The sequence below is a fragment of the Flavobacterium album genome (genome assembly GCF_003096035.1).
Classification (GTDB): Bacteria; Bacteroidota; Bacteroidia; order Flavobacteriales; family Flavobacteriaceae; genus Flavobacterium; species Flavobacterium album.
Window position 1 is genome coordinate 3,813,999 of the sequence record NZ_CP029186.1, and the last position, 12,613, is coordinate 3,826,611.

General features: G+C 41.1%; 10 protein-coding genes. 4 read left to right on the forward strand and 6 right to left on the reverse strand.

Annotated features, from left to right (window positions below):
• Positions 1 to 7: 7 nt before the first annotated feature.
• Positions 8 to 3,022, reverse strand: coding sequence for a tetratricopeptide repeat protein (locus tag HYN59_RS17125; RefSeq protein ID WP_108779444.1), 3,015 nt, complete (start codon positions 3,020 to 3,022; stop codon positions 8 to 10).
• Positions 3,023 to 3,458: 436 nt separating this feature from the next.
• Between HYN59_RS17125 and HYN59_RS17130 the strand changes: the two genes are divergently transcribed.
• Positions 3,459 to 4,142: a cell division ATP-binding protein FtsE gene (locus tag HYN59_RS17130; RefSeq protein WP_108779445.1), complete on the forward strand. Its 684-nt coding sequence runs from the start codon at positions 3,459 to 3,461 to the stop codon at positions 4,140 to 4,142.
• 102 nt (positions 4,143 to 4,244) lie between these two features.
• Here HYN59_RS17130 and HYN59_RS17135 read toward each other — a convergent pair whose 3' ends face one another.
• The 3 genes from HYN59_RS17135 to HYN59_RS17145 form a co-directional block, all read right to left on the reverse strand.
• On the reverse strand, positions 4,245 to 6,029 hold the full coding sequence (locus HYN59_RS17135; RefSeq protein ID WP_108779446.1) for a 3-coathanger stack domain-containing protein: 1,785 nt from the start codon (positions 6,027 to 6,029) through the stop codon (positions 4,245 to 4,247).
• 26 nt (positions 6,030 to 6,055) lie between these two features.
• Entirely contained in the window at positions 6,056 to 7,093 is a 1,038-nt protein-coding gene (locus HYN59_RS17140) for a hypothetical protein (RefSeq protein WP_108779447.1), read from the reverse strand.
• A gap of 117 nt (positions 7,094 to 7,210) precedes the next feature.
• Entirely contained in the window at positions 7,211 to 8,032 is an 822-nt protein-coding gene (locus tag HYN59_RS17145) for a 2OG-Fe(II) oxygenase (RefSeq protein WP_108779448.1), read from the reverse strand.
• 85 nt (positions 8,033 to 8,117) lie between these two features.
• Between HYN59_RS17145 and HYN59_RS17150 the strand changes: the two genes are divergently transcribed.
• Together HYN59_RS17150 and HYN59_RS17155 are read left to right on the forward strand one after the other, a co-directional pair.
• A complete protein-coding gene (locus HYN59_RS17150; protein WP_108779449.1) occupies positions 8,118 to 8,996 on the forward strand; it encodes a glycosyltransferase family 2 protein in 879 nt (292 codons plus the stop codon).
• Positions 8,997 to 9,001: 5 nt separating this feature from the next.
• A complete protein-coding gene (locus HYN59_RS17155) occupies positions 9,002 to 9,925 on the forward strand; it encodes a glycosyltransferase family 2 protein (protein ID WP_146185977.1) in 924 nt (307 codons plus the stop codon).
• On the opposite strand, the gene HYN59_RS17160 is transcribed toward HYN59_RS17155, so the two are convergent.
• Together HYN59_RS17160 and HYN59_RS17165 are read right to left on the reverse strand one after the other, a co-directional pair.
• Positions 9,906 to 10,316, reverse strand: a complete 411-nt coding sequence (locus HYN59_RS17160) for a sugar 3,4-ketoisomerase (RefSeq protein WP_108779451.1) — start codon at positions 10,314 to 10,316, stop codon at positions 9,906 to 9,908. The two genes, HYN59_RS17155 and HYN59_RS17160, sit on opposite strands and share 20 nt — an antisense overlap.
• A 6-nt stretch (positions 10,317 to 10,322) precedes the next feature.
• Entirely contained in the window at positions 10,323 to 11,426 is a 1,104-nt protein-coding gene (locus HYN59_RS17165) for a glycosyltransferase (protein WP_108779452.1), read from the reverse strand.
• A gap of 41 nt (positions 11,427 to 11,467) precedes the next feature.
• Here HYN59_RS17165 and HYN59_RS17170 point away from each other — a divergent pair, with 41 nt between their 5' ends.
• Positions 11,468 to 12,610 carry a glycosyltransferase family protein gene (locus HYN59_RS17170; protein WP_108779453.1) on the forward strand — a complete coding sequence of 381 codons (1,143 nt, stop codon included), beginning with the start codon at positions 11,468 to 11,470 and terminating at the stop codon, positions 12,608 to 12,610.
• Positions 12,611 to 12,613 lie beyond the last annotated feature (3 nt).

The following is a 12,613-nucleotide window of genomic DNA, read 5'->3' on the forward strand; positions in this document are numbered from 1 at the left end:
GCTTCAATTAGTTTTGGATGGATGAGTTACGTTTTGCTTCTTCGCCTTTGATGGTATCAAGCTCGGTTTGCGCTTCCTGCACTACATCAGGATAGGCCGTAAAGTTCTTGATAACGCTTTCGAGGATGTAGGTTGCCTGATAGCTGTCTTTCAGCCCGTAATAGTTCTTCGCCATAACCACAAGGCCTTTGGCACCGAAATATTTGTAACCCGAATAATCTTTTGACAGCTTTTGCACCACAGTGTTCGAAGCGTCAAATTTTCCTTCCTTATTTTTAAAATAGGCATCATAGTACATTGCCTCGGCAGCAAGCTCGCCTTTGGCGATGGTAAGCAATTTGGCGTATGCCGCTTTGGCCTTTACCTCATCATTGGTTTTTATGGCCGAACGTGCCACGATGATCTGTGCATCGCTTTTCACCCTGTCTTCCGTTTTGCTGTTAGCCAATACTTTCTCGGCGTAAACCACCGCATTAGCATAATCTTTCCCTTCATAGTAGCCTTTCATCAGGTTGGACTGGGCAAAGGTCACGTTCTGCGGGAAGTCGGCCTCCGTTTCCAGCCTTTTCAGTACCGGGATAGCTTTTACATAATCGTTTTTCTTCAGGTGGATATCCGCCAGCCTTACCAAAGCCTGCTCTGTAAACTCACTCCTTGGCTTGGAGATCACGAACTCATAATGCGGAATGGCATTGGCTTCAAGCCCATCAGCATAATACGACTGCGCGAGGTAGAAATTCGCTTTAAGCGACGAAATACCATTCGGAAACTTGGACACGTAGCTGCTAAGGGACGATATAGCCTGCTTGGTATTGTTTTGCAGGTACTGCTTTTCGGCAGCCTCAAAAGCGGTGTTATCAAGGTCGGCATCGCTGATATCAACGAATGTCAGGGTCTTTACCCATGCGGCATATTCGTCGGTACGGCCGTTATCTACATAAATAAGGCGTGCGGTTTCTACGGCTTCCATAGCTTCGGGAGTGTTCGGGAACTCGGCTACTACTTTTTTGAACTTGGCAAGCGCCTGGTCATCCTTTTCAGCATTGTAATAAATAAGCGCCTGGCGCATGATCGACTTACTTACATACGAGCTCGTTTTGTATTCGGCAATAAGCCTGTCGTAGGACTGTATGGCTTTGTCGGTCTGCTTTTCGGTTACATATGTGTTGCCGAGTTCGTATAAGGCATCATCGGCATATTTCGATTTTGGATAGGTCTGAACGAATTTCGTCAGGTCTTCTATCTTCTTCTCGTTCCTTCCCACAAACCCGTAGCTGATACCTTTTTGGAACAGTGCATAATCTGCATCAATGCCTTTCATGTCGATAGCCTTGTTGTAGGCTTCCATTGCCGGCCAGTACTTATTGGTTACAAAATTACTGTCGCCCAAACGGAGCAATGCATCGTTAAGGCGCACTTTATCATCTTTGTTTACAGCCACATAATCGCCAAAATGCTTAGCAGCCTGCTCATATTCTTTCAGCTTGAAATACGCATAAGCGATATTGTAGTGGATATTTTTATACTCAGGTGTGGTCTTCGCCTCGTTCATACCCAGGAACTGCTTGTAGCTAATCAACGCCTCATTGAACTGGTCGAGGTTGTATTCGGTTTCCGCTTTCCAGAATGTTGCACGTGCCGTGATCCTTGGTGTCCTTTGCTCTGCAAGCGATTTTTTGAACAATGCCAGCGCTTCCTGGTGCCTGCCATCCGTAGCAAGCTCCATACCGCGGTAGAATGTTACCTTTTGGTAGGCTGCCCTGTTCTCCGGCGACTTGTTCTTTTCAAGAAGTACCAAAGCTTCGGTATAGTTTTTAGACGTGATGTACGAATCTATAAGCAGGTTTTGAATTTCCTGCTTAAATGGCGTTGCAGGGTATTTTTCGATGAAGTTGCCTAATACCTCAGGAACACTTTGGTACGGGTTTCCTATCTCGTAGCTCAACTTGGCGTAATTCAGGTAAGCATCTTCCTGTATCTTCGGCTCGAACTCCATTTCCGAAGCATTTTTGAATGCATTGAGCGCCTGCTGCTTGCGGTTAGTCTTTAGGTAGCTTTCGCCCAAATGGTAATAGGCATTCTGCGCCACGGCATCGTTTCCGCCGATTATCTTGTTGAACTCGGTTATAGCGTTCTCATAGTCGCCCTGCTTGTAATAAGCATAACCCAATTGGTAGAAGTCGGTATTGCTCCATTTTCCCTTTTTGCCTTTGTAATTTTTCAGGTACGGGATCGCCTTGTCGTACTGCCCAAGGTTGAAGTAGCTCTCCCCTATTATCTTGGAAAGCTCCGACTTTTCATTAGCATCACTTTTCGGCAATTGTGGCACGCCAAGGTCGATTGCTTTTTGGAACTGGCCTTCCTTGAACGCCATATCCGCCTGGAAGTAGGACATCTTCTCGCTGTATTTTTCCTTGTCTTCCACCTGCTCAAAATACTGGCTGGCTTTCTTGTAGTCATCGCCTTCATAAGCCATGAAGCCAAGGTAGTATTTGGCCTGCGAGCCGTATTCCTTAGAGTCTTTTACTTTCAATAGGTATTTATCGGCATTCTTTTTGTCGCCTGCGCTAAAGTAGCTGTAGCCTTTCTGGAAATTGTATCGGTCGCGGTCGGTATTGCCAAGGCTTCCTTCATCCACCTTGTCATACCATTCAAGCGCCTCTTTATACCTCCCCTGGCTGAAATTATGCTGAGCCACCTCTACATACGCCTGGTTTTGCTTGGTGCTGGTAGGGTAATCTTCTATAAAATCCTCCATGAGCTCACCGGCATTCTTCTGGTTGAGCTTTACCGCACTGGTAGCTATGTAATAGGCACAGTCGGCCTGCACTTCCATGTCCTGGTTTTCGCTTTTTGTTTTCTCAAAAAGTATCTGTGCAGCCTGGTACTGCTTATCGTTATAAAGCGCAACGGCTTTGTCGAAATCCTTCAGCTGGTGGGTATAAATAGCCGACTGCTGGGCCGAGAGGGTGAGCGCGTAAAGCGGTACCAAAAACGGGAGAGACTTTTTAAGTATGCGCATAGTTCGTGTTTTTGTGTTGTCCAAATATATCAGTTCCTTAGTATTTAACGGATGCCTGCAGGGTTTAGTATAAGCCGCCTCCCCCAAAAAAGAGGCATCCGCAACGCCAAACTTACGAATATACAAAGCCTGTCTCAAAGGCTTTAATTTATTATTAACGAGTATTTATTAACAATTGGTTGTGGATAACGAAGAAAGCTTAGCCACGAATTACACGAATTTTCACTAATTTTTAAACACTGTTTTAGAGCATCAGACATGACATATCTTTAAAAAATTGTCAGTTCTTGTTGCTAATTAACATCCTATATTTGTATACTTTAATTTGTGAAAATTCGTGTAATTCGTGGCAAAAAACTCTTACCCTTACTAAAAATAAAATTTTGAATACCGCCGTTATCTTAGTACTTTTACCAAAACAAACACCCATACGATTATGTCCCAGCCCGTACTTTCGCTTCAAAATGTTACTATATATCAGGATAGCAATGCTGTATTATCTGATATCAGCCTTGAGGTAAACCACGGCGAGTTCCTTTATTTAATTGGGAAAACCGGTTCGGGGAAAAGCAGCTTCATGAAACTGCTGTATGCCGACCTTAAGCTCAAGGAAGGCGAAGGCTCGTTTGTGGACTATGACCTGAAAACCCTGAAGGAGCGTGACATACCGTACCTCCGCAGAAAGATAGGAATCGTATTCCAGGATTTTAAACTGCTGCCGGACAGAAGCGTGTTTGATAACCTGCACTTTGTACTGAAGGCCACCGGCTGGAGCGACAAAGAAGAAATGAAGGTAAAAATAGACGAAGTGCTAGACAAAGTAGGCATGAGGAATGTTTCCAATAAAATGCCGCACCAGCTCTCCGGTGGTGAGCAGCAGCGTATTGCCGTGGCCCGCGCCCTGCTGAACGACCCTGAGGTTATCCTTGCCGATGAGCCTACCGGAAACCTGGACCCGCAAACCAGTGTGGAAGTGATGCAACTTCTCCGCGAGATCAACCAGAATGGTAAGACCATCATCATCGCTACGCACGATTATGCCCTGCTGATGAAATTTCCATCGAAAACGCTTAAATGCGAGGACGGGACAATATTTGAGGTGGTACAGCGGACGGTTTAAGGAGATTGTTGGACTGTTGGATTACTAGAGTTTTAGATAGCAATAGCATAAATAGCAAAGGCTGCCAATTGGCAGCCTTTCTCAGTTTAAAATGAAAAGAAATTAATCTTTTATCAGTTTTTGGGTTTCAACTTTACCATTAATCGTGGTTACAGTTACAGCGTAGAACCCATCAATATAATCCCTGACAGGAAGCTCAAAACTATTAACTTTTTCATGAAGGTCTCTGTTGAATATTACCTTACCATCTATCGAGGTTATCATTATACTTTGAATAGTATCCGTAGCAGATATTGTAATCATCTCAGAAGCAGGGTTTGGAGAAAGAATGAAGAGTTTACCATCTTTCAACGAGAGGACTTCCTGTGTTTCATCTGTACCAATATTAGTCCTATGGATTGCAGTACCGCTTGAGCATCCTTCAATATATGCCCTAAATGAAGAACCATTCACACTACGGAAACCTGATGTTAAAACAACCGCCTGCCCAGCGTGGTATGTGGCCATTACTCCACTACTTATTACATTTGAGGCTGTGATGGTGTATTCTGCTTTACGTAAATCAGTTTCTGATGTTACATTATTAGCCGCTGTCAGCGTAATATAATCGGGGCAATTATTCAAAAATGGAATTAACTGAGGCAGCTTTCCGATAGCATAATTATTTAGATAAGCATAATTTGTCTTTACAGACGATGATGAAAATGAATCGGGATTATCAATTTTATGTATATATTTATTTTTATTTAAAGTGCTTGAGGTAGAACTTATAAGTAAATTATTGTACCTATCCTTCTGTAAATATGAAAATTGAGCTGAGGCTGTTGTGGGATTATCGAACTCATATAACAATCTAGCTGGATTAGATATACTTGTTAAATCCTTAACCCATATTTTACCATCGCCGCTTGAGGTATTAGGATATATATAGTAAGTTACAAAATACGCTTTTTGCATATCCGGGGAGAGCTCAAAATTATAAGCAATATTACCTTCTACGGTAATAGATTGATAATTTGAAAATTGACCAGTTGCATTATTAAAATCAAGCTTATAAAATTTGTGACTATGATATACTGGATCATTAAGCGTCAAACCTATTCCTGACGATTCTAAAGCATATAATTTTGCAGTACTTTCGAAAGTTGCTACCCTAAACATACTTCTCGCCCTTCCTTCTACTAATCCTGAAGCCGGCTCAATGTACGGTCCGAAACTGTAAACTGTATTTGCAGCAAATGAAGTTATCACTGGCTCAGAATTTAATCCTGTAGCATCGATTTTATAACTTAGCAAACTATTTTTATCTTGAACTATAACCCAATATCCGTCATTAGTCGAATTTTTTGCAAATGTTAAAGGACTATAAGTAAATGGATGTTGTAATAATAGACCTCCACCATGTAAGCCTTTTGTATAATTGTTAAATCCTCCATCAGCCGAGTAAGGAGACGAATTAATATAAACTACTTCTCCAAGGCTATTGCTTGCAAAATCTACTTCTGAATATACATAAAATCCTTGACTGGGATTGCCACACATGCAGTTAAATTCTTCCTGCCTGAAAATATAAAATTTATTATTATTCCCCGGATGAGGAACAATTATTGCCTGTTGATCCGCTGAGGCATTCGTGCCAATCAAACCATTTGTCATAACTTGATGATTTTTATTCCAAACAGTAGCCCCATCAGTATAAAATAATAAATCTCCATTTGAATCACTAATTGTTGCTAATCCATATCCTGTAGCTGTAGAAATTGAATTAACGATGTTGGGATTCGTCGAAAAATCCAGGTCTGCATGTCCTAATTGCCAGTGATTATTCTCATTTTGTGCAAAAGCCGATAGACAGGTTAATAGCACAATTAAATATACGTTTTTCATAATTCTAAATTTAGATTAAACGTATATTATTGTTTTGCTGCTAAAGCTTTTACTACGGCTTTTAGTTCGTCTATTTCTTTTTGCTGCTTTTCTAATTGGCTTTTTTGAGTTTCAATCTGTTTGTTTTGCTCAATAGCATAAAGTGTAAGCTCCTCAATTTTCTCCTGGTGTATCTTAGCCATTTCGCCTACTTCAATACCATCAGCTTCTACAGTTTTAGCAGAAGGTACATTTGGTAAGTGTCCATTTTTAGCAATATATTGCTCTACTTCAGATAATGCGGGTAATTTGTAATCGTTTGCAAAAACGTAATCGGCCCATGTTGTAGCGACACGTACCTCGTCTGTCAATATACCACCTTTTACAAATAGCCTGTATGCACTTACACTGACACCACCCACAGTAGTAGGAAAACCATCTCCTGTTGTCAATGGCGTATATCCCCCAATAGCTATTTTGTTTGAAGAAAAATCACCGTAAATCGTTGGGCTTAAAGTAGTAGAATTAGCAATATAGAGTTTATTATTTACTGCTGATAAGCTTGTATTATTTCCCGAATTAGCTCCTATAAATACATTCCCACTACCTGTATTGTACTGACCTGATACAAACCCTAAATAAACGTTCGCAGTTCCACTTACATTTGTGGTTCCTGCTCCATGGCCTATGTAAAGGTTAGCATTACCATTAGTTGTAGACCCACCCGATCCTGTTCCAATACAAATATTATAACTTCCTGTTGAATTGTTGTATCCTGATTGGACACCAACGAAAACGTTAGACTCTCCTGTTGATATTTTATAACCGGATCCGTATCCAAAAAAACAATTATTACCGTTTCCTGTGCTTGCTCCAAATGAACCTGCCCCACTTCCTACAAAAGTGTTGTTCTGCGCGGTAGTATATTTACCCGCCTGGTAACCGATATATACTGTTGCTGTCGTTGTGTTTTGGAAAGCTCCATTTTCGTTTCCAAGTCCGGTTTCAGTATTAGTTTGCACTATTTGACCATTTGCTGTAATTCCTGCCAGTAATAATCCGGCAAATAAAAATCTTGTTTTCATAAAATATATTTATTGTTTTTTGTAAATATATTATATAAAATTAACCAATATATGTTAATTATGTTAAATAATTATGAATTTAAATTCATTAAATAGATAATTTTAATTATTTTGTAATTATTTTTCATCTTTCTTATAAACATGCGGATTTTCTTTGACTCCCTTCTTAAAAATTTTGCGTAATCCCATCCGTAATGCAGCATCGAGGCGAAGCAGGGCATCGGTAACTTTGTTCTCCGGCCTGCCACGGAAAGAGGTGACATGGAAAGTATCGGTTTGCTGTAATGGTTCTTTTGAAAAATAATAATTAGAAACACAGCAGCGTAACCCTTCATATATTACCGGGGAAACTGAGTGCAGCGACTTGTTGTGCGTAGCCATAACTGCCAGCCTGTTGAACTTACTGTAAATGGTGACCTGTTTTTGGCGCATGCCATCGGGCCATAATTCCAGGTTGCCGCCATATTCTTCATTCCAGTCGGTTGTTACATAATACAATAGGTTGAGCACGCGCCAGCGTTCGCGGTCCTTATCATGCGAGTTATCGAGATGCGGGTTAAGGAACTGCTTATACCCCATTGCCGAAATGCCGCCTGCATACAAATGCTCATCGGGCATAATACCTGACAGGCCGCATATTTCCGATACTACATCCACTATCCTTTTGTCCTGGAACGCATAAATGATCTCTTCGAGCAGGGGGTTGTATTTATTCATCTGGGCGGCAACATATTTGTCTTCCCTGATACTTTTTTTGTGCACCATCTCTCCGGCGGGCGGAAAAGCGCGGTATATTTCGGTAGCCATTTCTTTCGGCAGCAGATCGTCAAGAAAAAAATAGCCTATTGCAGTGCTGCTTTTTGCGTATTGTACTTTTAATGCTTCCTTGTTCTCTTCGAGCCTTTTAAGTATTACATCAGCGTAGGATTTCCTATCCATGGTAGCGTAGTTTAATTTCCCAAAGATAAGCCTAACATCTGTAAAATATGTTTTTGCCCCGTGCGATTTTACTACATTTGCACAAATGCTTTCTATACTCATCCCTACATATAATTACGATATTACCACGTTGGTAAACCTCTTGCACGATCAATGCACAGCTGCAAAAATCACGTTTGAGATCATTGTGGCAGATGACCTTTCCACTGTTGCATACAGGGAAATCAACAAGGTTATCGTCAAATTTCCGTATTGTACCTATATTGAAAATCTGGAAAACCTGGGGCGCACGCTTACACGCAAAAAGCTTGCCGATGCCGCAACCTATGGGGCACTGCTTTTCCTTGATGCAGATGTAATGCCTGTTTCGGATGATTTTATAAAAGGTTATTTGCCATTTATCGGTTATCAAGGTGTTTTCCTGGGAGGGATCGCTTATAAAAATGATACAGTTGACAGCAATACCATCCTTCGCAGAAAGTATGGCCGTTACAGGGAAGAGAAAAGCGCGGTTCAAAGGAATAATTTCCCATACGGTAATATCCTGTCGGGAAACATGCTCATCTCCAAGCATATTTTTTTAGAGAACAATTATCCTGACCGTGCCAACCTGTATGGTATGGACAATTTTTTCGCTTACAGGCTTTATAAAAATAAGGTTGCTGTCACCCATATCGATAATCCCGTCTATCATCTCGGCCTGGAATCTAACGCGCTTTTCTTTGAAAAATGCCTGGAATCGGTAAGGAACAGGAAAAAGTTGCTTGCCTCAGCTGAACGTATTGAAGCTATTAATTCTTTACTGAAGCATTATAAAATGCTGGAGCGTTTTGGTTTGGTTCCGGTCGCAGCCCTGTTCTTCAGGATGGGCGAACCGCTGCTGAAAAAAATGATACTCAAAAAAGACCCTAACCTTTTTTGCCTTGATATTTACAGGTTAGGCTATATTTGTTCTTTAAAGTGAAGCAAATGCCTTATTTTTCGGTAGTAATACCATTATATAATAAAGAGAACTATATCGCCAAAACGCTGGATAGTGTGCTGGGGCAAACATTTACAGACTTTGAGGTCATTATTGTAAATGATGTTTCTACCGACAACAGCCTTGCAGTGGCGCAAAGATTTACAAATGATAGAATTCGGATTATATACCATGAACAAAATAAAGGGCTTTCCGCTTCAAGGAATACAGGTATAAAAAATTCACAAGCTGAATTCGTAGCTTTTCTTGATGCTGATGACCTGTGGCAGCCGCAATTTCTTGAAAAGATATTTGAATTGACAGTAAACTATCCCAATGCAGGGCTATTTGCTACAAAATACGACATGCTATACCCTAACAATATTCTGATTGATAGTCATTTACCACTAAAAAATGGCATAATCAAAAATTTTTTCGATAAAGAGCGCAGGCAGCATATTTATTGTTATTCCTCCATTTGCATTAAAAAAAATGTTTTTGAAAAAGTAGGAATGTTTGACGAAAAGATAACTATGGGAGAAGACGTTGACTTTAATGTCAGGGCAAATTTGGATTATCAATTAGCTTATTTTAGTATTCCCCTGGCATGCATAACTGTGTACTCCGAAAATCAAATAACGCATTCGTCTCTGAAAGGTAAGGTCATTATGGACCACAACAAATATGAGCGTGAAAACCCCAATAATCAGGAACTGAAAAAATACCTCGATTTTCACCGTTATACCATGGCAAAAAGGTATAAAATGGGTGGCAACATAGATGACTACAGGACATTACTTAAAGCGATCGACCTAAAAAACCTCAACTATAAGCAACGTATACTCCTGATGGTTCCCGCGTTTGTGTTAAGGCTTATAAAAAAAATAAAAGCGCAGTTGCACAAAAGGGGGCTTAATCCAACAAGTTATTAGAATTCAAATAGCTGATATACTCATCATAATTTCTCAGATAATCGCCTTCATCATATACATCTGAGGCGAGTACCAGACAAACTGCCCCGGGGGAAAAATTTTTCAGTTCGCTCCAGATATTGTTTTTTACCAATAGACCTTTTGCAGGGTTGTCAAGGAAAACGGCCAGTTCATCTTTGCCGTCTTTCATCACCACCTCAAAGCTGCCTGATATCGCAATGATGAACTGCTGCAGCGTTTTGTGCGCATGGCGGCCCCTTGTAGCTCCATCGGCTATGTCATACAGGTAAAAGACCCTTTTTATTTCGAAGGGGATTGTACTTTTTTCAATTATCCCGACATTGCCCGTAGGGTCTTCAACTTTGGGTATATCAATTATTGTTAGTTGCATTCTCTATTAATTAATTTTAAGGTATTCCATCCAGGACTTCCCTACATTTTCCATCGAAAATTTTTCAATGCTTTTTGCAGCATTCAATTTACATACATTGTATAGGTTCTTATCAAGGTACATACGGTTAATACCTTCTGTGAGCTTATCAAAATCCTGGTCTTCAATCAGCAGGCCATTTTCGCCATCATCAATAATCTCCGAAGGTCCTGTAAAGCAGTTAAAGGCCACAACCGGTGTCCCGCAGGCCAGCGATTCCAGGACTACATTTGGCATACCCTCAAACCTGCTCGACAATACAAAAAATAATGCCTCGCACATATACACATATGGATTTTGCTGAAAACCCTCAAAGACGATTTTATCTTTAAGCCCAAGACTTTTTGCCAGTTCTTCCAGCTGAGCTTTTAAAACACCTTGCCCAAGCAGCATTAGCTTAACATTATTCGCAGGGAGTACAGAAGCAGCATAAGCTTTTATAAGTTTATCAAATTGCTTGACGTTATCGTCACTCATCCTTCCCGCAGCGATAATATAACTGAACTTTTCCGGCTGTTTACCCTCACTCAGCCTTCTGTTTATATAGTCGGTATCGATAGGGTTATAAATGGCAGCAACATTCTTCAGCCCGTGCCGGTTTTCGATATATTCCTTCATCTTGCCGGTTATGGCTATTACACCGTAGCTTTTACCATATATCGCTCTGGTAAGCCATGATTGCACCGGCATGTACCAATCTATATTGGAGCTCCTAACCGTATATACCGATGGCACAGTGAAAACAAATTTTGCAATAAGCCAGTCCTGTAAAAGCTTTCTCCGCATACGGAAGTCTATAATATAATCAAAACGGTGCTTTCTAACATATTTCCAGAGGATGCGTAGCCGTCTGAATTTATTGTAAAAGCCATTGGCATTATCCTTTTCCTTCCCCAGGTTTAGCAATTCCCCGGCGTAGCTGTAGGTCACGATATCCTGCACAATAACATTATGCACCTCTATACCCTGTGCTGCAAAATACCTGGACAATGCTGCATGGGCTTTTTCGGCGCCACCACCGGAGAGCATATCACCTACCAGGCATATTTTAGTTTTACGGGGTTGCAACATTTGGTTTTATTAGCTACTTTTCACGGCAAATATAAACATTCATGAGGATTTTACTGATAGGTGAATACAGCAGGCTGCACAATTCCTTAAAAGAAGGCCTTGTTGCTTTGGGGCACGAGGTAACCCTGGTAGGAGATGGAGACGGCTTCAAGCAATTCCCTGCCGATCATACAATCGATGCTGCCATTAGTAAAACAAAGCTCATCAACCTGCCCCGGCAGGTTCTTTTCAGGCTTTTTAGATATGACATAGCGGCTATTGAGCGCGGCCTGCGGTTTTATTTTTTACTCAGGAAGCTTAAAGGCTATGATGTGGTACAGCTTATCAACGAAGCACCCATCAAAACCACAGCTGCTTTTGAAAAGACCCTTCTCGGCAGGCTAACGGGGCAGAATGGAAAAACGTTCCTGCTATCCTGCGGTGTGGATTATATTTCAGTGAAGTATATGCTCGAAGGCAATTTCAGGTATTCTTTGATGGATCCTTATTATGCCGATGAAAGCCTCCTCCCGTATTACCGCTACATACTTAACTACATTGGAAAAAAGCATAAAAAGCTACATGACTTTATATTCTCTAAAATAAGCGGTGTCATAGCCAGCGATATGGATTATGTACTGCCGATGAAGGGCCACCCACGATTCTTAGGGCTGGTGCCGAATCCTGTCAACCTGAAAAAAATGGAATATCAAAAATCTGTAATTACAGATAAAGTAGTCATCTTTTTGGGAATTAACAGAGGTACCTACCACAAAAAAGGCATCCCTTTCTTTGAAAAAGCACTGGAGATCATAACGCAGAAATATGGCAACAGGACAGAGATAATCATAACCGAGAACATTCCGTACAACGAGTATATAAACCTTTACAACAAAGCACATATTCTGCTGGACCAGGTGTATGCCTACGACCAGGGATACAACGCGCTCGAAGCCATGGCGAAGGGCAAGGTTGTATTTACAGGCGCCGAAAAAGAATTCTCCGATCACTATGGCTTGACGGAAAAGGTGGCCATAAATGCACTGCCTGATGTAGACTCGATAGTGAACGAACTATCCTACCTGATAGAAAACCCCACGGAGATACTAGCAATTGGCAAACGAGCAAGGGCTTTTATCGAAAAAGAGCATGATCATATTGCTGTGGCAGGGAAATATCTGGAGAAGTGGGGCATGATGCTGTGAAAC

Bases quoted from the DNA above. Each gene is read 5' to 3' on its own strand.
- HYN59_RS17155 (WP_146185977.1), top strand. From the start codon at position 9,002: ATGCCTTATTTTTCGGTAGTAATACCATTATATAATAAAGAGAACTAT.
- HYN59_RS17130 (WP_108779445.1), top strand. From the start codon at position 3,459: ATGTCCCAGCCCGTACTTTCGCTTCAAAATGTTACTATATATCAGGAT.
- HYN59_RS17165 (WP_108779452.1), bottom strand. From the start codon at position 11,426: ATGTTGCAACCCCGTAAAACTAAAATATGCCTGGTAGGTGATATGCTC.
- HYN59_RS17135 (WP_108779446.1), bottom strand. From the start codon at position 6,029: ATGAAAAACGTATATTTAATTGTGCTATTAACCTGTCTATCGGCTTTT.
- HYN59_RS17140 (WP_108779447.1), bottom strand. From the start codon at position 7,093: ATGAAAACAAGATTTTTATTTGCCGGATTATTACTGGCAGGAATTACA.
- HYN59_RS17170 (WP_108779453.1), top strand. From the start codon at position 11,468: ATGAGGATTTTACTGATAGGTGAATACAGCAGGCTGCACAATTCCTTA.
- HYN59_RS17145 (WP_108779448.1), bottom strand. From the start codon at position 8,032: ATGGATAGGAAATCCTACGCTGATGTAATACTTAAAAGGCTCGAAGAG.
- HYN59_RS17150 (WP_108779449.1), top strand. From the start codon at position 8,118: ATGCTTTCTATACTCATCCCTACATATAATTACGATATTACCACGTTG.
- HYN59_RS17125 (WP_108779444.1), bottom strand. From the start codon at position 3,022: ATGCGCATACTTAAAAAGTCTCTCCCGTTTTTGGTACCGCTTTACGCG.
- HYN59_RS17160 (WP_108779451.1), bottom strand. From the start codon at position 10,316: ATGCAACTAACAATAATTGATATACCCAAAGTTGAAGACCCTACGGGC.